Below are 22,544 nucleotides of genomic sequence, written 5' to 3'. Positions count from 1 at the left end.
ATTTCTGCTAAAATTTCATTTTACAAAGCATTTTTTCGTTGCGCTTTCCACCACCTTTCAGGCAATTCCTGATTACAAGCACTCAAATACTCATCGTAAGAACACGGTAATAACGTATTTCTCTTTAATTTATTGTGACCATTTGATTCAAACGGAATTTCAATCCACCAACGGTCTGTTTTATCACTTTTATAGAAGATCAATTCTTCCTCTTCAAGAGGAACAATATATTTTAAGTACGTTGCTCTACTACCAAATGGATATTCCTTAGACCTATAATGATATCCTTCAATAAAATACCATACTATTTGTGCAATGATACTAGCTTCAGGCACTGTACTATTGTGATTAAAAATTCCAAAACTGGAAACTTTATCACTTATTCCGGCATACCTTGCCAGTGAACATATTTCTTTTCCATTGAAACCGTTTGGCTCAAATGAAACCATATTTCCTGAAGCTGAAGATTTTACTGAATTCAAATCGATACTAACCAAATCAGCATCTCTAAAAACTGGCTCTGCCAATGCAATCTTATTGGAGATTTCCCCTAAACGATAGGCATCAAAAAACAATTTTTCAATCAGATCAATTTCTTCTTGTGAATTGTAATAAGTCTGATAACCAATGTTGCAGTAATTAAAAAGATTATTAGGCTCGTCGATAATAATTTTAGTCAAATAAGAATTAGCTGAAACCGTTTCATTCTCTTTACCAAAATCAAACTTATTATCCACAGCAACCATATTCACCATTTGCTCTAAATCGTCATAGGCACGATATAAAGCATAGGTTAAATCCTGTGAACCCCCAAGAACTATAGGAATCACTTTGTTCTTAATTAAAGTAGATGTTACTCGCTTTAAAGCAAAATAAGTGTCTTCTACAGAATTTCCTGCGAGAATATCTCCCAAATCGCCAATCGAAGCATCCCAGTTTCCTGGAAACATCCCATACAATTTTTTACGAACGGCATTCAGATTAACAATGTTAATTGAATCTTCATTACGACGATCTTCTAAAACACCAATAATCGCAATATTGATTTTACTGATATCCGGAAACTGATCCTCAGTATGCAAAACTATCTTACTTCCCAACTCCTGCGAAGACAACGAACTAATAAATTTTAAAATCCCGTCGTTAAGTGGCTCTAAAAAATCAAACTCCATTCTTTATTTCTTTTTTGCAGCTGGTTTTTTAGCAGGTGCTTTTTTTGCAGTTGTAGCTTTCTTTGCGGTTGTCGCTTTTTTAGCCGGTGTTTTTTTAGCCGGTGTTTTTTTGGCAATCATTTCCTGAACTTCTTCCAATGTTAATTTCGTAGCATCAACCTCTTTACTCAGTTCAATTTTGATTTTTCCTTTTGTGATTACTGAGCGACCCCAACGCGCCTTTTCAACCAAAATTCCTTCTTCTTCCCAGTTGTGAAGCACTTTATCAATATTCTTCTGTAATTTATCTTCAATTAATTCCTCAACATCTGCCTGCGATAAATTATCAAAATTATACTTCTTGCTTACGTTCACAAAAAGACCATTCCATTTAATAAACGGACCAAAACGTCCCACTCCTTTTTGAACCGGTTCGCCTTTATACGTTGCAATTGGTGCATCTGCAAGTGCTTTTTCATCGATCAGTTCCTGTGCTCTTTCTTTTGATACACTTAAAGGATCTTCTCCTCTTGGCAACGAAATAAAAACACTTCCATGACGTACGTATGGACCGTAACGACCGTTACTCACTTCCACTTCTTCTCCTTTGTATTCACCTAAACTTTTAGGAAGTAAAAACAAATTCAAAGCATCTTCCAGTGTAATACTTCCGATATTTTGATCGGCCATTAAACTGGCGAATTTTTTATCTTCGTCGTCCGCTTCTCCAATCTGAGCCATTGGGCCAAATTTTCCTAAACGAACTGAAACTTGTCTTCCGTCAGCATCTTTTCCTAAAATTCTCTCTCCGCTTTCACGCTCAGCATTCGCCTCAACTTCTTTTACATTTGGATGGAATTTATTGTAGAACTCCTGCATCATGGTTGCCCAGTCAATATTTCCTTCGGCAATTTCATCAAAATCCTGTTCTACTTTTGCCGTAAAGTTATAGTCCAGAATATTCCCAAAGTTCTTCACTAAGAAATCAGTAACAATTGTTCCGATATCTGTTGGAACCAGTTTCCCTTTATCGGAACCTGTATTTTCTTTTAACAGCTTCTCTCCCACTTTACTATTTTGCAAGGTCAGTTGCGTATAATTACGTTCCTGTCCTTCCAGAGTTCCCTTTTCAACATAGTTTCTGTTGATAATGGTAGAAATTGTTGGCGCATAGGTAGACGGACGCCCGATTCCTAATTCTTCTAATTTCTTCACCAGAGAAGCCTCTGTATAACGCGCCGGAGGTCTTGAATACCTTTCGGTTGCTGTAATATAATTGTTTGCTAATTTTTCGTTTACTTTCAAAGCCGGCAACATTCCCTCTTGCTCTTCCTCATCATCATCATGTCCTTCTAAGTATACTTTTAAGAATCCTTCAAAAAGTAAAACTTCTCCTGAAGCTGTAAAAATCTCATCATGATTGTTTGCTTCGATTTTTACATTGGTTCTTTCCAATTGCGCATCACTCATTTGTGAGGCCAATGTTCTTTTCCAGATCAAATCATACAAACGAGCCTGATCGCGGTCGATATTCACCGTATGACGAGACATATCGGTAGGACGGATTGCCTCGTGTGCTTCCTGAGCTCCTTTATTTTTATTGGCAAAAGTTCTCGGTTTAGAAAACTCTTTCCCGTATGATTTTATAATTTCAGCCTCAGCAGCACTCATAGCCTCAGCAGAAAGATTCACGCTATCTGTTCTCATATAGGTAATCAATCCGGCCTCGTACAAACGTTGTGCTAACTGCATGGTGATTCCAACCGGCAAATACAATTTTCTCGCCGCCTCCTGTTGCAGGGTCGAAGTCGTAAAAGGTGCAGTTGGTGATTTTTTGGTAGGCTTCGTTTCTAAATCGGCTACCTGATATTGAGATCCGATATTTTTAGTTAAAAAATCTTCGGCTTCTTTTTTAGTATTAAAGTTCTTTGGCAATTTCGCTTTAAAAGCTTTACCTGCCTCATTTACAAATTCTGCAACAATGGAGTAAGTTGCTACCGCATTAAAGTTCTGAATTTCACGTTCACGTTCTACGATCAAACGAACAGAAACGGATTGTACACGACCGGCAGACAAACCTCCTTTAATTTTTCTCCACAATACCGGAGACAACTCATAACCAACTAAACGATCCAAAACACGACGTGCCTGTTGTGCGTTTACCAGATTATAATCTATTTCTCTTGGATTGTCGATTGCTTTAAGAATCGCAGTCTTTGTAATTTCGTGAAAAACAATTCTTTTGGTTTTTTTAGTATCCAGTTTCAATTCTTCCGCCAGGTGCCAAGAAATAGCTTCCCCCTCGCGGTCCTCATCGCTCGCTAACCAAACCATATCGGCATTCTTAGATAGTGTTTTCAGCTTGCTTACCAGGGCTTTTTTATCCGAAGAGACTTCATATTTAGGTTTAAAACCATTCTCAACATCCACTCCTATTTCCTTTGATGGTAAGTCCGCTATGTGACCGTAACTTGACTCTACCTGAAAATCACTTCCTAAAAATTTCTCTATCGTTTTCGCCTTTGCAGGGGACTCCACTATTACTAAATTCTTTGCCATTGCTCTATTTTTCTGCAACAAAAGTATCTATTTTTTTTAAATATCAACTGCGCGAACTCATTTTTGATTTATTTTAGTATTATGTTTCCTAAAATTGCAGATTTATCTGTAATCTCACTTTATACATATATAATTTTAGATTGTAGATTTTAGATTTCAGATTTTAGATTGCAGATTGTTGAATATTAATTGCAAATCCTAATCGTAGTAAAATCAAAAATCTTTTCTCTGCCATCTTGTCACATTCCCTCCATTTACATTATCTTTGCACTTTGAAATTATACAATGGAAAAGATTATTGAGGAAAGTAAACAAGGCGAAAGTCTCGTTTTGGAAAACAAACCTGAGAATACTAAAAAGCTTTTTATTGAAAGTTACGGTTGTGCGATGAATTTTTCGGACAGTGAAATTGTAGCTTCCATTTTATCTGAAAACGGATTTAACACCACACAAACTCTTGAAGACGCCGATTTGGTTCTGGTAAACACCTGCTCGATTCGAGACAAGGCAGAACAGACTATTCGCAAACGTCTGGAAAAATATAATGCTGTAAAGCGTATCAATCCGAAAATGAAAGTGGGCGTTCTGGGCTGTATGGCCGAACGTTTGAAAAGTCAATTTTTAGAGGAAGAGAAAATAGTCGATCTTGTCGTTGGACCTGATGCTTACAAAGATCTGCCGAATTTATTAGCGGAAGTTGAAGAGGGACGTGACGCCATCAATGTAATTTTATCCAAAGAAGAAACGTACGGAGATATCTCACCTGTTCGTTTGATGAGTAACGGTATTACTGCTCTGGTTTCGATTACCCGAGGCTGTGATAACATGTGTACCTTTTGCGTTGTACCTTTTACACGCGGACGTGAACGCAGCCGTGAACCACAAAGCATCATGAATGAAATTCAGGATCTATGGAGCAAAGGCTTTAAAGAAATTACTCTTTTAGGGCAAAATGTAGACAGTTATCTTTGGTATGGCGGCGGATTAAAGAAGGATTTTGTAAATGCTTCTGAAATGCAAAAAGCAACAGCCGTTGATTTCGATCAGTTGCTGGAAATGGTTGCCGTTGGTTTTCCAAAAATGCGCATTCGTTTTTCGACTTCAAATCCACAGGATATGCATGAGAGTGTACTACACGTTATTGCCAAACATCCTAATATCTGCAAACACATTCACTTACCGGTTCAGTCGGGAAGTAACAGAATTTTAAAAGAAATGAATCGTCTGCACACTCGTGAAGAATACATGACTTTGATTGATAAAATCAGAGCAATCATTCCGAATGCGTCGATTTCACAAGATATGATTGCCGGTTTTCCAACAGAAACCGAACAAGATCACCAGGACACTATGAGCTTAATGGAATATGTGAAATATAATTTCGGTTATATGTATTCGTACTCTGAGCGTCCCGGAACTTTGGCAGGAAGAAAAATGGAAGATGATGTTGCTGAAGAAACCAAAGCCAGAAGATTACAGGAAATCGTTGACCTACAGCAAAAACATGCCTGGTTTAGAAGCGAAGAATTTGTTGGACAGGTTGTAGAAGTTCTGGTAGAGAAAGTTTCAAAAAAATCAAAAGAAGAATTCTCAGGAAGAAATTCGCAAAGCATCACGGTAGTTTTCCCAAAAGAAGATTATAAAATTGGGGATTTCGTAAACGTAAAAATCACTAGCTGTACTAGCGGAACGCTGAAAGGCGAAGCGGTTGGATATTCTGAAATGAATTAATGCTTCAGTTCTCAATTTCCAAGTTATTTCCGTAACTGGAAAATTGAAAAAATGTATAACTTTTTTATCTGTTTTCTTTTATGAAAAATTTCATTATTATATTCTTTTCTTTATTTGTGGTATCATGCTCAAGTAATGACTCTCCTACTGATGATAATACAAAAGGTACTATTTTAAAAAACTATAAAGAACATGGTGAATACGGAAATATACATCTATTTGATAATGAGGGCACCCGATACGATAAAATAACGCGTTCAAAAGGAGAAATATTTATAGATTTTTCGTACGACTCTAACAACAGAATGACTGAAATAGCTGTAGGTCCTGATAGTGCTCTGACAACCACTTTTACTTATGATAGTAATGGCCAAATTATTAAAATGGAGAAGGATTCCAGAAAAGCCGGGACCGCAGGAAAACTTTTTGTTTGGTTATTTACTCACAATAAAAATGTTGTGACTGGCGAATTGATTTCTACGGATGATCCAAATTTTAATCATGTAAAAGTTCAGTACACATTTAACAATGAAGGGCTACTTATTTCTAAACACAATTATGTTGATTATCCTGCTAAAGAGAACAGACCAATAAGAACAACCTCCTATGCAACTTTGAAATATGATAAAAACAAAAATTTGATTTCATTAAAAATATCGGCAGATGGTACGCACGATTTACCAGACAGTCCTGCAAATCTGTACGCCGAATCTGTTACCTACGAATATGATGATAAAATAAACCCAGTACATCAGGTTTATATGAATCATTATATGAACTATATTTTAAGCAATGGGTATCCTTTTGTTTTGGAAAGAGGAAGTATTCAGGATCATGTTGCAGGCACAGGAAAAAATAATTTAATAAAAACTACTTATCCTGTCGGTGAGTTTGGAGGTATTCCAATCGACAATGTATATAAAAACACTTATAGTTATCAGTTGAATAACTTACCTTTAAAAATGTCCAGAATCTCAACCGAAGACAATAAAGAATACGGAGGCCTGACTTTTAATTATTCTGTTAAATAATAATCCAAGAAATAACTATTTTATGGAAACAGTTCAAGCAATAAAACAACGATTTGAGATTATTGGTAATGACCCAAAATTAAATCGTGCCATTGAAAAAGCCATTCAGGTTGCTCCAACAGATATTTCGGTTATGGTAACTGGGGAAAGTGGTGTTGGTAAAGAAAATATTCCACGAATCATCCATTCGCTTTCACACAGAAAACATGGGAAATATATTGCAGTAAACTGCGGAGCCATTCCGGAAGGAACCATTGACAGTGAACTTTTCGGACACGAAAAAGGAGCCTTTACTGGAGCAACAAGCACTCGTGAAGGGTATTTTGAAGTAGCTGACGGAGGAACCATTTTTCTGGATGAAGTTGGAGAATTACCTTTAACTACTCAGGTTCGTTTGCTTCGTGTACTTGAAAATGGTGAGTTTATTAAAGTAGGTTCGTCGCAAGTTCAGAAAACAAATGTGAGAATTGTAGCCGCTACAAACGTGAACCTGTTCAATGCAATCGAAAAAGGAAAATTCCGTGAAGATTTATATTATCGTTTAACGACTGTCGAAATTACTTTACCGCCATTGCGTGAAAGAAACGACGACATTCATTTGTTGTTCCGAAAATTCGTAGCCGACTTTGCGCACAAATACAAAATGCCTCCCTTAAAATTAGACGATGATGCGGTACAGCTTCTTCAGAAATTCAGATGGAACGGAAACATTCGTCAATTGCGAAATGTGGCCGAACAGATCTCGGTTCTGGAAACCAATCGCGATATTTCATCCGCTATTTTACAATCGTATTTACCTACTGAAGGAAGCAGTCTGCCTTCTGTTATTAACGATAGCAAAAAAGAAAGTGATTTCAGCACCGAAAGAGACATCTTATACAAAGTGCTTTTTGATATGAAAAGTGATCTGAACGATTTGAAAAAACTCACTTTAGAACTGATGAAGAATGGCACAAAAGTGCAGGACATCAATCCGAATTTAATTCAGAAAATATATGGTTCTCAGGAAAATGAAAGCGAAATAGACTTTGAAGAAGAACCAAGGACCGCCGTAATGACACCTACTCCACGCGAGGACAATTATCAGATGCAGGACGACAATTATCTGTTTGCAGAAACCATTGAAGAAGAAGAGGTTCTGCGCTTAGAACAGAAAGAAATCGAGATGATCAAAAAGTCACTAGAAAAAAACAAAGGAAAGCGAAAAGCTGCTGCAGACGAATTAGGCATTTCCGAAAGAACTTTATATAGAAAAATTAAACAATTCGATTTATAAAAATAAATAATTCTCAAATTTTAAATTTCAGGTTTAAAAGCTGAGACAAAAAAATAAAATCCAATTTGCTTCGTCGGTTCGCCAGCGCTCAAATCCAAATTATTATATTTGAAAAAAAATGGGATTCCTTAAAAATTTGGAATTTTATATTTGGAATTTACACCCAATTGATATTATGAAAAAAATATATTCTTTATTAGCCTTAATGAGCTTGTTCCTATTAAGCGGTTGTTCTGTTTACAACTTTACAGGAACAGGAAACATCGATGCCAAAACTTTTCAGGTTAACTTTTTTCAAAATAATGCTGATTTAATTGAACCGGGAATTGACCGAACTTTTACATTGACCTTACAAGACTTAATTCAAAATCAAACCAATTTAAACCTGGTAAGTAATAGTGGTGATTTAGTTTACGAAGGAGAAATTGTAGATTACAGAACTACCCCAATGACGGCAACAGCCGATCAGGGAGCTTTTCAAAACCGTTTGAGTATTCGTGTACATGTGAGGTTTACCAATAAAAAGAAGGAAAAAGATGATTTCGAAAAAACATTTGAATTTTACTATGATTTCCCAGGACAGGGGCTACCTACCGGAGCTACTCTAAATACAGCTATTCAGGTTATTTTTGAAAGAATCACACAAGATATTTTTAACGAGTCACTAGCAAAATGGTAATTTGCTTTTCTGTCGAATCATTAAAACCTTTAAGCGATTAAACAGTTAAACAAATAAGCGATTAAACCCATAAACGATTAAACAAAAGAATAAATGAATGTAACCGATTATACCTACTTAATGAACAAGCCTGATGCTATCACCGAAAAGCAGGCAGAAGCATTGGGAAGTGTTTTGAATGAATTTCCTTATTTTCAAAGTGCAAGAGCCTTGCGCTTAAAAGGACTTTACGATCAAAACAGTTTTAAGTATAATTATGCGTTAAAAGTCACAGCAGCTCATACTACGGATCGTACCGTTTTATTTGATTTTATTACTTCTGAATCTTTCACTTCGATTCAAAGTGAATATTACGATAAGAAACTTAGAGACCTTATGGAAATTAAAGTTTTTGACAGTGAGATCGTATCCTTTGAAGAAGTCAAAAAAGCACCGGAAGTACGTGTTAATCCAATCGAGCAATCTATTTTGGATTCTATAAAAGAAGCTACAACAGTAACTTTTGAAGCACCTGTAAAAGTAGAAGAAAAACCTGTAAATCTATTTATTGACCAATCAATACTAGATTACGCACAAGAAGCGGCAACCGTAACTTTTGAAGAGCCGGTAAAAACAATAGAAAAAGCTGTCGAATCTGTTACAGAACAATTTATTGTTGCCGAACCTATAGAAGTTGCTCCGATCATTTTGGAAGAACCTGTAGAAACGGCGCAGCCGGAAACAGAGTTGACGGAACAACAACCTGTATTACCTCCAACCAAAGAGCCAACACCAACTTTCTTTGATGAAATCGTTGAGGAAGAAATTCAGGAAATAAAACCAGAAGTTAAAGAAGTAAAAGTTACCCCTGTTGAGCAATCGATATTAAATTCTATCAAAGAAGCTACAACGGTTGTTTCCGAACAATCTGAATTAATCGAGGAACCAAAAGAAGCCGAAGTTCCCGAGAGTGTAAAAACAGCGGAAGAAAATCTGGAAATAGGACAGCCTTTAGACTTTTCTGTTAACGAGAAACATTCTTTTCAGGAATGGCTGCAATTAGCAAGAACAGAACCAATTGACAGAAGCGAAGAAACTTCACCCGAAATAAAAGAGCCTGAAAAAGCAACCGAATCTACAACAGTAACGGAATCAATTGACGAAGAGAAAAAGAAAAAAGCAGAATTGATCGATAAATTCATCGAAACCAATCCAAAGATCTCTCCTATCAAACAAACTGCAATAACGCAGACCGTACAATCAGACCTAAGCAAAGAAGATAATTCTTACTTAATGACAGAAACTTTGGCCAGAGTATATTTGGAACAAAAAAAATACACCAAAGCAATACAAGCATATGAAATATTAATTTTGAAATATCCAGAAAAAATTAGTTTCTTTGCAGACCGTATTTCGGATATAAAGATTTTACAACAAAATAACAATAATATTTAAACAATGAGTACATTTTCAATTTTCTTAGTTTTAATCACAATAGTTTGTTTTCTATTGATCGTAGTAATCATGGTTCAAAACCCTAAAGGAGGCGGATTGTCTTCTACAATTAGCGGAACTCAAATGTTAGGTGGAGTACAAAAAACAACTGACTTTTTAGACAAAAGTACTTGGACATTGGCTACTATTTTAATTGCTTTAATTTTACTTTCTAGCTTAAGCTTTACAGGATCATTAAGCGACAGTGACTCTAAAATCATTGAAAAAACTGAAGCGCCTGCTGCTACACCAGCTACTCCTGCTCAACAAACACCTGCTCCGGCAACGCCTGCAGCTAAATAATACATTTCAATATCACTATAAAATGCCAGCCTGTCAAAAGCTGGCATTTTTTTTAAGAAATAATGTCAGTTTTACCAGCATGGCACAGTTTCTGAAAGTTTCTAGAACATAAAAAAAACGTATAACCTAATAATATAATAAATCATGGCTTTAAACATAAAACCGCTTTCAGACCGCGTACTTATTGAGCCTGTTGCAGCTGAAACTAAAACTGCATCAGGAATCTTTATTCCAGATACTGCCAAAGAGAAACCACAAAAAGGAACTGTAGTTGCAGTAGGAAACGGATCTAAAGATCACACTATGACTGTAAAAGTGGGCGACACTGTTCTATACGGTAAATATGCAGGAACAGAATTAAAACTGGAAGGGACTGATTATTTGATCATGCGTGAAGATGATATCCTTGCGATTATCTAAAAATGGCCGTAAGCTATAAGCTTTATGCGGTAGGCTTTTCAAAAAGCTTAAAGCATATTGCCTAAAGCTTAAAGCAAAAATAAAATAAATACTAATCCAGTCAGTAGAGAGAGCATAAAGCGTAAAGCCTACTGCCTAAAGCAATAATAAAAAATGGCAAAAGATATAAAATTTGATATTGAAGCACGTGACGGATTAAAACGTGGTGTTGATGCATTGGCAAATGCTGTAAAAGTAACTCTTGGACCAAAAGGTCGTAATGTAATTATCGGAAAATCATTTGGTGGACCAACGGTTACTAAAGATGGTGTTTCGGTTGCAAAAGAAATCGAATTAAAAGACCCATTAGAAAATATGGGCGCGCAAATGGTTAAAGAAGTAGCTTCTAAAACTAATGATTTAGCGGGTGACGGAACTACAACTGCTACAGTTTTAGCTCAGGCAATCGTAAAAGAAGGTCTTAAAAACGTTGCTGCAGGAGCAAATCCAATGGATTTGAAACGTGGTATCGACAAAGCCGTTGAAGCAATCGTTGCTGACCTTGCGAAACAAGCAAAAGTAGTTGGAAGTGATTCTGATAAAATCAAACAAATTGCTTCTATCTCTGCAAACAATGACGAAGTGATTGGAGAACTAATCGCTACTGCATTTGCAAAAGTAGGTAAAGAAGGGGTTATTACTGTTGAAGAAGCTAAAGGAACTGATACGTTTGTAGATGTTGTTGAAGGTATGCAGTTTGACAGAGGATACCTTTCTCCTTACTTCGTAACAAATCCTGAGAAAATGGAAGTTGAATTAGACTCTCCATACATCTTATTATACGACAAAAAAGTATCTTCTTTAAAAGAATTACTACCTGTTTTAGAGCCAGTTGCTCAATCTGGAAAGCCATTATTGATCATCGCTGAAGATGTTGACGGAGAAGCTTTATCAACTCTTGTAGTGAATAAATTACGTGGAGCATTAAAAATCGCTGCTGTTAAAGCACCTGGCTTTGGAGACAGAAGAAAAGCAATGTTAGAAGACATCGCAATCTTAACTGGTGGAACTGTAATTTCTGAAGAAAGAGGTTATACACTAGAAAATACAACTATCGAAATGTTAGGAACGGCAAAAAGAGTTTCTATCGACAAAGACAACACAACTATTGTAAGTGGTGCTGGTGAAGCTGATATCATCAAAAACAGAGTAAACCAAATTAAAGGTCAAATGGAGGCTACAACCTCTGATTATGATAAAGAAAAATTGCAAGAGCGTTTGGCTAAATTAGCTGGTGGTGTTGCTGTTCTTTATGTTGGTGCTGCTTCTGAAGTTGAAATGAAAGAGAAAAAAGACAGAGTTGACGATGCTTTACACGCAACACGTGCTGCTGTTGAAGAAGGAATCGTTGCAGGTGGTGGTGTTGCTTTATTAAGAGCTAAAGCTGCTTTGGCTGACCTTAAAGCGGATAATGCTGACGAAGCAACCGGAATTCAAATTGTATCTCGTGCTGTTGAATCTCCATTAAGAACTATTGTTGAAAATGCAGGTCTTGAAGGTTCTGTAGTAGTAGCAAAAGTGGGTGAAGGTTCTGGAGACTTTGGTTACAATGCTAAAACTGATGAATACGTAGACATGCTTAAAGCTGGTATTATCGATCCTAAAAAAGTAACTCGTGTAGCGTTAGAAAATGCTGCTTCGGTTTCAGGAATGATCTTAACTACTGAGTGTGCGTTAATCGATATTAAAGAAGAAAACGCTGGCGGTATGCCAATGGGTGGCGGTATGCCAGGAATGATGTAATCGTTCTTTTCTTTAAAACTCAAAACGCCGGATTTCGATCTGGCGTTTTTTTTTATATTTTTTTTGCCCAGAATTCTCGCAGGCCATTATTTTCCAGCCACAGATTAAAGGATTAAAAAATTTACAATCTGTGAGAATCTTTTTAATCTGTGGCAAGATCTTTCAGATAAAGCATTCGTGAAAATTCGTGTAATTCGTGGCAAACTTTTTTACTTTATGATTGTTTAACATTCTGTTTTTGCGGATGAAAGCGCTTATTGATAACTTTGTAATTCAATAATTACAACAATGAAAAAGCACTTTACCGCTCTCCTATCCTTACTTTTCTTTTCGATTTCTTTTATATTACATGCTCAGACCAATAAAGATACTTATGTGGTTTTAGTTTCTATGGATGGATTTCGTTGGGATTATGCTAAACATTTCAAACTTCAAAATCTCGCCCAAATAGCAAAAGAAGGTGTCCATGCCAAATCAATGCGACCTTCTTATCCCAGTAAAACCTTTCCCAACCATTATGCCATCGTTACCGGACTCTACCCCGATCATCATGGAATCATTAATAATGTTTTTTACGATGCGGCATTAAACGAATCCTTTTCATTGTCTTCAAATGCCAAAAATGATTCCCGTTTTTATGGCGGAAATCCGATTTGGAACGTTGCTGAACAACAGGGAGTAAAAGCCGCTTCTTTTTTCTGGCCGGGATCAGATACAGATCAAAAAAGACCTAGTATTTATAAAGAGTACGACAACAAAATTCCTTACGAAACCCGCATTGATACCGTAATCAAATGGCTTCAGCTTCCCGAAAAACAACGCCCGCATTTTATCACACTTTATTTTGATGAACCAGATCATACCGGTCATTCATTTGGTCCACTTTCTCCTGAAAACGAAAAAGCAATCCGAAGAATGGATACTCTTATGGGGCGACTATCTTCTAAACTAAATCAATTATCCATTGGGAGACAGATCAATTTAATTATCGTTTCAGATCATGGAATGGCCAACATTAGCGATGATAAAAAAGTAGCCGTTCTGGATTACCTAAAACCCGAATGGCTTGGTTATAATGCTGTAATTAATCCCATCATGAGTCTTCAGGCAAAACCCGGCTTTCAGGATTCGATCGCAAATGCTTTAAAGAAAGTACCGCATATTAAATTTTGGAAATCCCAAGAGGTTCCTAAAAGATTACACTTCGGAACTAATCCGAGAGTTCATGATTTTGTCATTGAAGCCAAAAAAGGATACAGTTTAGTAAAAGAAAAATCGGTACATGTAAGCGGAGGTACACACGGATACGACAACAAAGAAAAAGACATGCAGGCCATTTTTTATGCTAAAGGCCCCGCTTTTAAAATAAATAAAACGGTCGGATCGTTTCAGAATGTTTCGGTATACCCTTTAATTGCTCATATTCTCGGCTTGCAAATCGATGAAGTAGATGGAAAATTCTCCGAAGTTAGCAACATGCTTAAATAATTAGATAATGTGGCAATTAAATAATTACTGTACGTTACGCTTAAAATTTTCTAATTGACACATTATCTAATTATCATATTCTCTAATTATCATATTCTCTAATTGCCACATTAAACTACTAAGAAACAACTTTGTACGTTGGATCTTCAATTACATTTACGGCAATAACAGCTTCAGCATTTTTAAGTAAAACAATACAGTCTTTGCTTAAATGCTTCAGTTCAATCACTTTGTTTAACTGACTGTATTTTTTCGTCAAATTATTCAATGCTTCGATGGCCGACATATCTGCGATGCGGCTTTCTTTAAAATCAATAATCACATGATTGGGATCGTTTGCAGGATCGAATTTTTCTATAAAAGCAGTAGTAGAACCAAAAAATAATGGTCCATAGATTTCGTAATGTTTTGTCCCTTTCTCATCAATATAATGTCTGGCACGAATTCTTTTGGCACTTTCCCAGGCAAAAACCAAGGCAGAAATAATCACTCCAATCAAAACCGCTAACGCCAGATTGTGCAGTAAAATAGTAACAACTGCCACCAAAACACCCACAAAAATATCATGCGCCGGCATTTTGTTAATAATCCTGAAACTCGCCCATTCAAAAGTGGTAATCGCAACCATCATCATGACGCCTACTAAAGCAGCCATTGGTAATTTACCGATTACAGGAGCTCCAAAAAGGATAATCAATAAAATCGTTAAAGAAGCAATTATTCCCGAAAGTCGTGCTCTCGAACCGGCAGAAAGATTAACCAGTGTTTGTGCAATCATGGGGCACCCCCCCATTCCAAAAAAGAAACCATTCAAAATGTTAGAACTCCCCTGAGCAATACATTCTCTGTTGCTATTACCCCTTGTACCCGTTATTTCATCGACAAGATTCAATGTTAGTAAACCTTCTGTTAAGCCCACTGCCGCAACAATTACCGAATATGGAAATAGGATCTTAATGGTTTCAAAAGACAACGGGATATTTGGAATATGAAAGGGCGGAAATCCTCCCTGGACAGAGGCAATATCCTGAACGGTTTTTGTGTCAATATTAAACATCAATACGACAGCAAATACGACAATAATTGCCACCAAAGAGGCCGGAACTGCTTTTGTAATCTTTGAAAAAAGCAATACAATACCAATGGTAAGCACTACTAAAGCAAGCATAATATACAATTGAGATCCTTGTAACCAAGTGGTTTGCCCATTCACCACAATTTTAAATTGCTCCAGCTGCGACATAAAAATAACCACGGCAAGTCCGTTTACAAAGCCATACATAACGGGCTGCGGCACCAATCTGATAAATTTTCCGAGTTTAAAAAGTCCGATACAAATCTGGAAGATGCCTCCAAGCGCCACGGCCGCGAAAACATATTCGATACCGTGTGCTTTCATTAAAGCAATTAAAACAATAACAGTGGCTCCCGCTCCACCCGAAATCATCCCGGGTCTGCCTCCAAAAACCGAGGTAACCAAACCCGCAATAAAAGCAGCATATAAACCAACCAAAGGTGGAAAACCGGCCAAAATTGCAAACGATAACGATTCTGGAATCATTGTCATCGCAACTGTTAATCCCGCTAAAATTTCGTTTTTATAGTTGACCTTTTGAGTAAAATCAAAAAGAGGAGTCCTTTTTTTCATAAGCACACAAATTTAAAAAATAATGTGCACATACTTAAAGAAAGCTTTCCTATACTAAAACTTAATTTAAAAACTGTTTTACCAACAGTAAAAAACAAAAAACAATAAAATTTATCATATTCTAATTATTCTAATTTTACACAAGTATATCCTAAACAATTCACATAATCGATAATATTCTCAGGCTCTAAATCAATGCCTTCTATACGCAATATTTTATCACAATCTTCTAAGTCAAAGTTGATTTTATAATCAGGAAACTGGCTTTGAATAACGGCAATGACATAATTTTTATCTGCCTCTTTCTGCACATTTGTTTTAAAAACTTCAACAACCATATCTTTCTACTTTAATGATACATAAAATGATCAACGAATTACGGAATCAAGCTGAATTATAAACCTACTATAAAATGAATCATGAAAATCCCCAATCTAAAAAATTCGGGAGCTTTCTGCTAATTACAAATAACTTAGACGTTCGTTCTTAATTTCTGTTACACATACATCCAAACTTTATAAACTCTAGCACATAAAAAACGAATAGCTTAGACATAATGCTCTCTATTCAGGCGATTTCAGGTTTAAAATCCGATTGCCCTAACTTGTAGATTCTCTTGAGATTTGAGGTGCCTAAATGTAAGCAAAAACTTTCTAAATTAGATTCTGTACGTGAAGAAATTATCCTTTTTTCATAAAAAAAATAAAAAAACAAAGCAGCTAAACGAGATTCCAGTCAAATACCTGATACAGAAACGCACTTTATATCTATACGATAAAAACCAAATGCTTTCTCTCCATAAAATCCCCTCAAATTCTCAAAAAAACAATCTGCTTTAAAAATAATTTTCTTACATAAAAAAATTATCTTCGCAAGACCAAACAACTTTAACCTAAATTTTCGGAAAAATGCCTTTTTTTAGTTTTCTATTTAAAAAATCAAATTCAGGATGCCCAAGATGTCTTGGGAAAGGTTTTGTAGACTGGGAAGACATACGACGTTTAAACAAACAATTAAAATGGGCACCGGGTCCTTGTGCTTATTGTAATGCTTCAGGAAAAGCTACTCAAGAAATGCTTTCGAATGTGGCCGTAGATACAACTTACCTCACTATTGATTTACCGGAATCTGAAATAGAAAAAATAAAAAATGGTGACGAAGAAACTATAGAAAAAGGCAAACTGCAAGAACTTTTTGTAGAAAGCATTATTAGATATACCGAATACCATTACGTGAATAAAAATATGGATGCTCAAAGTATTGCAGATTTGTACCTGAATACGGAAGATGAAAAAGCACCATTTTCGGTAGAAAAAGAAAATCTGATACAATACATTCAAAAAATAATAGCATTAAAAAATTCTGAACCGGATTAATTCCCAACAAATGCTACTTTAAGCACACTAGAGAAAACAAGTCGTAAAAAATAATCTTAAAGCAATGAAATCAAAGAAAAATATTCTTTAAATCTCTGATCTTTTTGGACAAAAAAACGCAAAAACAGGTATAAATACGTGTTGCCAAAACTTTCTTAAGTGGTAGTTTTGCCACAAATAATTTTTATTTTAAACTGTAGTTTTCCTAAGAGAAAATTATTAAATATTGTCATTTTTTTTTGGAACAATTAAGTGAGGTTTTTAATCGATGCCAACGATTAAAAATCTCACTTTTTTACGCACCGTTTTCAATTGACAAGAAAACACTCCTTACTTTCTGCCGAAAACATCCGCAAAGATTTCTTTCCTGATGATCATCGAACAAATTTTAAAAGCTAGCTATGATCAAAACAAAATCACTTTGTATCTTTGAGCCTTAAAAAATTATAGCCCCTAAATATCTCTATGACACGAGAACACTATATTCCCTTTAACAAGGAATTTCTATTGGAACAACAACTAACTGTCTTTGCCAAAGATTCGAAGAAAACGGATGATTTCAGAAAACTGTTTGATATTATCGAACACTATTTCCATTACGAAGCTTTTAATCTTAATCGAAATCTGAAGCAAAACTACGCTTTGTTTGATCCTGATTTAAGTCTGAAAGAACGCGAAAATTTTATAGGTAAAAGTGATTTCAACGTTTTCAAGAAAACATTACTTACGGTATTAGAACAGGGGAATTATCGTCGGATAGATCAGGAAACACTGGACAAAGCTTTTGAAGATTCAGACTTAATCGGTTTGAAGCTTTCAATTGATTTCAACGCCTTTAAAGACTACGAATTATACGTTCGTGGACATCATAAGGCAAAAGAAAAGATTCGAAAATATTTTTTCTGGAAGAAAGAAATTGAAATTGAATATTACGATCGTGTCCTGATTTATCTTCATTACAGCGAAGCTGATTATATTAAAGAAAAGAAAGTAAAACTGGGAAAAATGCCTATCGAACCGGGTTCGGTTGCTTTAAAGATTTTTAAACGTGTTCCTAAAAACGATCTCGAAACTATATTCCCAAATGCTATTCCAAGAATGTCTACCAAAGATAAGTTGCTCTTTTGGGTTCCTGGAATTGGAGGCGGAATTTCACTTTTAAGTACAACTGTAATTCCTGCTTTGATTGGCATGTATGCCGCGTATCAATCGGGAGAAGCTATCGATTTATTAAACAGCAAAGCCTCTTTAAATCAGGGTTTAATTGCACTGGGTATTTTATCCCTTTATTTGTTTCGTCAGTACAGTAACTTTGTCAATAAAAGAATCAAATACTCTAAAATACTTTCAGACAGCCTTTACTTTAAAAATCTCGGAAACAATAGCGGTGCTTTCTATTCACTTCTAAATTCCTCTGAAGAAGAAGTATTGAAAGAAACGATACTGGCCTATACCTTTTTATACAAAACCGAATATCCCATTACTGCCGAAGAACTCGACAATCAAATTGAGTCCTGGTTTACAACAACACTAAATGCAAATCTGGACTTTGATGTACAGGATGCTTTGTTGAAATTAAAAACTATGAAACTAGCCGTTGAATCCAATGGTAAATGGAGTGTTATCCCTTTAGATGAGGCATTGGTAACCGTTGACTCATTATGGGATAATGTTTTTGACTACAATCAAAAAATAGAAGTTTCTGAATACATTTAACTGAAAAATTTAATAATGAGCAATGCTATAAATGAAAAGAAAAAAGCAAGGAGAATAAGTATATTAAAAATTAATTTTACAACTTCAACCCGATCTTCTGATAAATTATTTTGAGTCCCGGTATGATTATATAGTTGCAAACCGTCTGCCATTTTTTGAGCATCATTCTCTTTTTTATAATTGATTGTATAAACCTTTACGGTCTTCTCTTCTCTAATCTCTTCTTGATGCATGACTAATTGTTTAAGGAGTTATTTTATTTATTGTCAAATTTAGAAATGGAAAAAAAAATGGCACACCTAATTAAGCCATAAAAATATCACAATAAGACAAATACATTATTTTTTTTGAGTGTTTAATCTAAACTTTGCCACATTTATTTTAAAAAAAACAAATTCCTCTTTAGTACTAAAGTACAAGCAGATCTGCATTGTCTCTAATTCCATTTCATATCGGTATCCTCCTAAAAATTAAGATCGTATATTTTTAAGAATAATTGAAATTGATAAAACGAAAGTTTTTTTTAGTAGATTTACTATTCTAAACCCTAAACAATGAGAACATTAGAACAATGGTTTGATGAATACGCTGTGAGTCATCAGAACCCTAAGAATAAGGCGATACATTATATTTGTGTACCAGCGATCTACTTTTCGATAGTTGGACTGTTAATGAGTATTCCAAGTTATTTCATCTCCAATACCTTAAAACTGAACGCTCCTGTTCTGGAAAACTGGGCGGCTGTTGTTCTAATTTTTGTGCTTCTTTTTTATCTTCGTCTGTCGGTAACGATGGCTTTGAAAATTGCTGTTTTTTCGGCAATTTGTTTGGTTGTGAATTACTATGTCGGACAAGTTTTACCGTTATGGATCTTTTCTATTGGCGTATTTATAATTGCCTGGATTGGTCAATTCTACGGACATAACATTGAAGGAAAAAAACCTTCTTTTTTGAAAGATTTACAATTTCTAATGATTGGTCCGGCCTGGGTAGTGGAGAATTTATTTTCTAAGAAGTAATTTACACCCTATATGTTAGAAATGATAGCCTCAGGAATACTTGCATTTTAGCGGAAATACTAATTAACATACTTATAAAACATTAAAAAAATGGAAAACAAAAAAGTATCATCATTTGTTTTTGGAATTATTGCAATCATCTTAGGAGCAACATTGTACAAACAATTTGACTTTGAAAAACTAACTTTCGAAAAACCCGCTTTAGCAGCACTTTATAGCATCGTGTTTTTATTCTCTATTTTCATTTTAATCAAAAACGCAAAAAAAGGATCTGCAAAATAACGGAGATAAAATTTCGTGCCTCGGATATCAGATCGTTTTCGAATGAATTATTAAAATAAGGCCTGAGAATATCAATTCTCAGACCTTATTTCAAATACCCTCATATATACTTTTTAGAAATAATTTATTCTAAAATTAAATTGAAGACCATTAGCTGTAACAGAAAATGTGACTCTAAATGACAGTTTCATAAAATCGATTTTAGAAGTTATTAATCCTACAGTAATTTTATTGGTATATAGATATCGACAATATGAAGGTTTTCCGGATGCAATTTAGGATCATTTAAATGACTTAAAAAGAAATTTCTATTATCGGGCTGATAACCATTTTCTTCAAACCACACTTCGTATATGTAATTCCAGGTTTTAAAACATTCTGACATTGGTCCTTCTTTATGGAAAATGGCATATAATCCTCCACTTATTATTGTATTACCCACTATGCCCTCTCCAACTATTTTCTCAGGAACAGACAAACAAACGTCAGCCTGAAGCATTCCTGATAAATTAGCATTACTTCTGTAAACGGTTAATGCTTTGGTTTCAGGAAAATTCACTAAATTTCTTGGAGTAGCCCAGCTGAAAAGCTTTTTAAACATCTCTTCAAATGTTTCACTATCATGACTGTGGATATTGAGATTTCTGATGTAAATAACATTAAACGCCTCAAGATTTTTAACTTCAAAATCAAGTTTTTTCATTTCACTCATTTCAATATTTTTTAAATTATTTAATTTGAGTGCAAGGTAGTTTTCGATTTCAGACTGCATTTTTCCAATATTGCTATCTATTATACGAATATTGCTATTTTTATACTGCTCCCGCCATTCGCTTGGTGTCATCTGTCTGACTTCACGAAAACTCCTTGAAAAAGAGGAAACACTCAAAAAACCACAATCATTGGCTATTTCACTAATTGTCTTTGACGGATTATTCATCAGGAAAAACAGCGCCCTCTCTATCTTTGCATTTTTAATAAATTCATTGATTGTTCTTCCTGTAACAGACTTAAAAATTCTATGAAAATGAAACTTTGAAAAGCTGGAAAGCGCTGCCAGTTTTTCTAAAGAAAGCTCTTCATGAAGATTTTCCTTAATGTAATCTATACTCTTATTGATTCTAAAATAATACTCTTTAATAGACTCTTCCTTTGTCATGCTTTTAATCTATAGTATATACGTTAAATATCATTTACAGATGCAAACTAATATTAATACAAAGTTATGGATGTATCAGACATTTTTTTATTCTTTTAAAGTCCTTTTCTGAAGCAAAATTATTAATACATTTATCCAACAATAAAGATTAAAAAATGGGTGACAGAATATTAAAAGACATACGCTTTTACGAAAGTGAAAAGCAAAATATTGAAGGGCAAAGCATCCCCCGACAACTAGGTAAGCTTTTCGTACCAACAAAAGACACAAATTTTATAGGACAACGAATTGCCAGAAAATTAAACGAACTAAAATGCACTTATGGAGAATTTGATCATATATACATCAATTTAACAACCGTATTAAAAGAAAATGAAATTGTAGTTTCTAATAGAAACGTTGACAAAAGAATTAAATATTTAGATTTTGGAATTAACGCTGAAAAATTACAATCATTTTCCGATAGTGAAAAAAACAGCCTGATTAAATCAATAACATTCCAAGTGCTGCGAAAAATAAGTAATGACTTAAATTTAGCATTAGTAGATCAAACTGAGAAGCTTATTTCTGAGTTGGATACCAAAATAAAAATTCATTTTAAAACAAAAGAAACCAAGTCCTTTAAAATTGATATTTATTATCAGATTGAAGTCGAAGAAATTGGAACAATGGCTGTAATTGAATACAAAGACAAGAAGAATAATTTTTGCGGTTCATTAAACTACAAGCTTCAATTCTATGAGGATATTTATACCTTGATTGATACGATAAGTTTTACGAAAGGACTAATAACTTTAAAACCCAAAAAATCTTTTACCGCAGACCTGAATAATAAAAGATATGAAACTCCAATACAATTAGAATTGAGCGATTTTAAGGAATTTGTATGTGTGTAAATGGTTTTACAATCGCAGTATTACTAAAATAATGCAGCCTATAAATTTTACAAAGTCCAATAATCTGAGATGATTTTAAACCTGTCACGGGAGCTTCACAGGACTTACCAAGCAAAACGTGTAAAACAGTTAAAAAAAGACCTAAAAAAAACCTATTTCATTACGAAATAGGTTTTTGTGTTTAGGTGATCTTGGCGGTACAGAATTTGAAGCGTTTATTGGAAGATTTAAAAATTGGAGAACAGCTCTTTTTAATTCATATTAAACCTTATTCTTTTGATTAATCTTTTTGAGTCTATAGCTATTTCATCTCGTCCATGCAGTAGTAAATCATTTCTGAATAATACTAAATCTTGCTTTTTTAATTTAATTTTAAAAGAATTAGCTTCAAAAATTTTATCTAAATTATTTAGTTCTTCCATTTCCTTCTCATTGATTTCGGAAAATGATTCCATAGTTATTCTGTCATAACAAATGTAATAGTTGCCATTATTGAGACTTAAAACACTTCTATACTGATTTCGGAATTTCCATTTTTTATGTAATAGATTATGG

General features: G+C 34.7%; 21 protein-coding genes. 14 read left to right on the top strand and 7 right to left on the bottom strand.

Annotation, left to right across the window (positions count from 1 at the left end):
• Positions 1 to 20: 20 nt before the first annotated feature.
• Together JO950_RS15365 and topA are read right to left on the bottom strand one after the other, a co-directional pair.
• A complete protein-coding gene (locus JO950_RS15365) occupies positions 21 to 1,172 on the bottom strand; it encodes a formimidoylglutamase (RefSeq protein ID WP_202703448.1) in 1,152 nt (383 codons plus the stop codon).
• Positions 1,173 to 1,175: 3 nt separating this feature from the next.
• Complete coding sequence (gene topA, locus JO950_RS15360) at positions 1,176 to 3,710, bottom strand: type I DNA topoisomerase (protein WP_202703447.1); 2,535 nt, start codon at positions 3,708 to 3,710, stop codon at positions 1,176 to 1,178.
• A 285-nt stretch (positions 3,711 to 3,995) separates the two neighbouring features.
• Here topA and miaB point away from each other — a divergent pair, with 285 nt between their 5' ends.
• From miaB to JO950_RS15315, 9 genes are all read left to right on the top strand, one after another.
• Positions 3,996 to 5,441 (top strand): tRNA (N6-isopentenyl adenosine(37)-C2)-methylthiotransferase MiaB, encoded by a 1,446-nt coding sequence (gene miaB / locus JO950_RS15355; RefSeq protein WP_202703446.1) that lies wholly within the window; start codon positions 3,996 to 3,998, stop codon positions 5,439 to 5,441.
• Between the two features lie 80 nt (positions 5,442 to 5,521).
• Positions 5,522 to 6,472: a hypothetical protein gene (locus JO950_RS15350; RefSeq protein WP_202703445.1), complete on the top strand. Its 951-nt coding sequence runs from the start codon at positions 5,522 to 5,524 to the stop codon at positions 6,470 to 6,472.
• A 22-nt stretch (positions 6,473 to 6,494) separates the two neighbouring features.
• The gene (locus JO950_RS15345) at positions 6,495 to 7,748 is read left to right on the top strand and encodes a sigma-54-dependent Fis family transcriptional regulator (RefSeq protein ID WP_202703444.1); all 1,254 of its coding nucleotides are present in this window, start codon (positions 6,495 to 6,497) and stop codon (positions 7,746 to 7,748) included.
• A 175-nt stretch (positions 7,749 to 7,923) separates the two neighbouring features.
• Positions 7,924 to 8,427, top strand: a complete 504-nt coding sequence (locus tag JO950_RS15340) for an LptE family protein (RefSeq protein ID WP_202703443.1) — start codon at positions 7,924 to 7,926, stop codon at positions 8,425 to 8,427.
• Between the two features lie 93 nt (positions 8,428 to 8,520).
• Entirely contained in the window at positions 8,521 to 9,861 is a 1,341-nt protein-coding gene (locus tag JO950_RS15335; protein ID WP_202703442.1) for a tetratricopeptide repeat protein, read from the top strand.
• Between the two features lie 3 nt (positions 9,862 to 9,864).
• Entirely contained in the window at positions 9,865 to 10,203 is a 339-nt protein-coding gene (gene secG / locus JO950_RS15330) for a preprotein translocase subunit SecG (protein WP_202703441.1), read from the top strand.
• Positions 10,204 to 10,347: 144 nt separating this feature from the next.
• The gene (groES, locus tag JO950_RS15325) at positions 10,348 to 10,623 is read left to right on the top strand and encodes a co-chaperone GroES (RefSeq protein ID WP_012023920.1); all 276 of its coding nucleotides are present in this window, start codon (positions 10,348 to 10,350) and stop codon (positions 10,621 to 10,623) included.
• A 153-nt stretch (positions 10,624 to 10,776) separates the two neighbouring features.
• Positions 10,777 to 12,405 (top strand): chaperonin GroEL, encoded by a 1,629-nt coding sequence (gene groL, locus JO950_RS15320; RefSeq protein ID WP_017497000.1) that lies wholly within the window; start codon positions 10,777 to 10,779, stop codon positions 12,403 to 12,405.
• A 288-nt stretch (positions 12,406 to 12,693) separates the two neighbouring features.
• On the top strand, positions 12,694 to 13,893 hold the full coding sequence (locus JO950_RS15315) for an ectonucleotide pyrophosphatase/phosphodiesterase (protein WP_202703440.1): 1,200 nt from the start codon (positions 12,694 to 12,696) through the stop codon (positions 13,891 to 13,893).
• 118 nt (positions 13,894 to 14,011) lie between these two features.
• Here JO950_RS15315 and JO950_RS15310 read toward each other — a convergent pair whose 3' ends face one another.
• Entirely contained in the window at positions 14,012 to 15,541 is a 1,530-nt protein-coding gene (locus JO950_RS15310; protein ID WP_202703439.1) for a SulP family inorganic anion transporter, read from the bottom strand.
• Between the two features lie 125 nt (positions 15,542 to 15,666).
• Positions 15,667 to 15,879, bottom strand: a complete 213-nt coding sequence (locus JO950_RS15305; RefSeq protein WP_017497003.1) for a hypothetical protein — start codon at positions 15,877 to 15,879, stop codon at positions 15,667 to 15,669.
• A gap of 570 nt (positions 15,880 to 16,449) precedes the next feature.
• Here JO950_RS15305 and JO950_RS15300 point away from each other — a divergent pair.
• Together JO950_RS15300 and JO950_RS15295 are read left to right on the top strand one after the other, a co-directional pair.
• Positions 16,450 to 16,917: a hypothetical protein gene (locus JO950_RS15300; protein WP_202703438.1), complete on the top strand. Its 468-nt coding sequence runs from the start codon at positions 16,450 to 16,452 to the stop codon at positions 16,915 to 16,917.
• 465 nt (positions 16,918 to 17,382) lie between these two features.
• Positions 17,383 to 18,633, top strand: coding sequence for a TMEM143 family protein (locus JO950_RS15295; RefSeq protein WP_202703437.1), 1,251 nt, complete (start codon positions 17,383 to 17,385; stop codon positions 18,631 to 18,633).
• On the opposite strand, the gene JO950_RS15290 is transcribed toward JO950_RS15295, so the two are convergent.
• Positions 18,630 to 18,866 carry a hypothetical protein gene (locus JO950_RS15290; RefSeq protein ID WP_202703436.1) on the bottom strand — a complete coding sequence of 79 codons (237 nt, stop codon included), beginning with the start codon at positions 18,864 to 18,866 and terminating at the stop codon, positions 18,630 to 18,632. The two genes, JO950_RS15295 and JO950_RS15290, sit on opposite strands and share 4 nt — an antisense overlap.
• Before the next feature lie 321 nt (positions 18,867 to 19,187).
• Between JO950_RS15290 and JO950_RS15285 the strand changes: the two genes are divergently transcribed.
• Positions 19,188 to 19,652, top strand: coding sequence for a DUF962 domain-containing protein (locus tag JO950_RS15285; protein WP_202703435.1), 465 nt, complete (start codon positions 19,188 to 19,190; stop codon positions 19,650 to 19,652).
• 90 nt (positions 19,653 to 19,742) lie between these two features.
• Complete coding sequence (locus JO950_RS15280; RefSeq protein ID WP_202703434.1) at positions 19,743 to 19,934, top strand: hypothetical protein; 192 nt, start codon at positions 19,743 to 19,745, stop codon at positions 19,932 to 19,934.
• 217 nt (positions 19,935 to 20,151) lie between these two features.
• Here the strand turns inward: JO950_RS15280 and JO950_RS15275 are convergent, their stop codons facing one another.
• A complete protein-coding gene (locus JO950_RS15275) occupies positions 20,152 to 21,093 on the bottom strand; it encodes a GyrI-like domain-containing protein (RefSeq protein ID WP_202703433.1) in 942 nt (313 codons plus the stop codon).
• 155 nt (positions 21,094 to 21,248) lie between these two features.
• Between JO950_RS15275 and JO950_RS15270 the strand changes: the two genes are divergently transcribed.
• Positions 21,249 to 21,989, top strand: a complete 741-nt coding sequence (locus JO950_RS15270; protein WP_202703432.1) for a hypothetical protein — start codon at positions 21,249 to 21,251, stop codon at positions 21,987 to 21,989.
• A gap of 251 nt (positions 21,990 to 22,240) precedes the next feature.
• Here the strand turns inward: JO950_RS15270 and JO950_RS15265 are convergent.
• The coding region (locus JO950_RS15265; protein ID WP_202703431.1) for a TauD/TfdA family dioxygenase at positions 22,241 to 22,544 on the bottom strand (304 nt) is incomplete at its 5' end.

Origin of the sequence: Flavobacterium sp. UGB4466, assembly GCF_903469665.1 — a bacterium.
Classification (GTDB): Bacteria; Bacteroidota; Bacteroidia; order Flavobacteriales; family Flavobacteriaceae; genus Flavobacterium; species Flavobacterium lipolyticum.
This window is presented reverse-complemented; position numbering and strand designations above follow the sequence as displayed.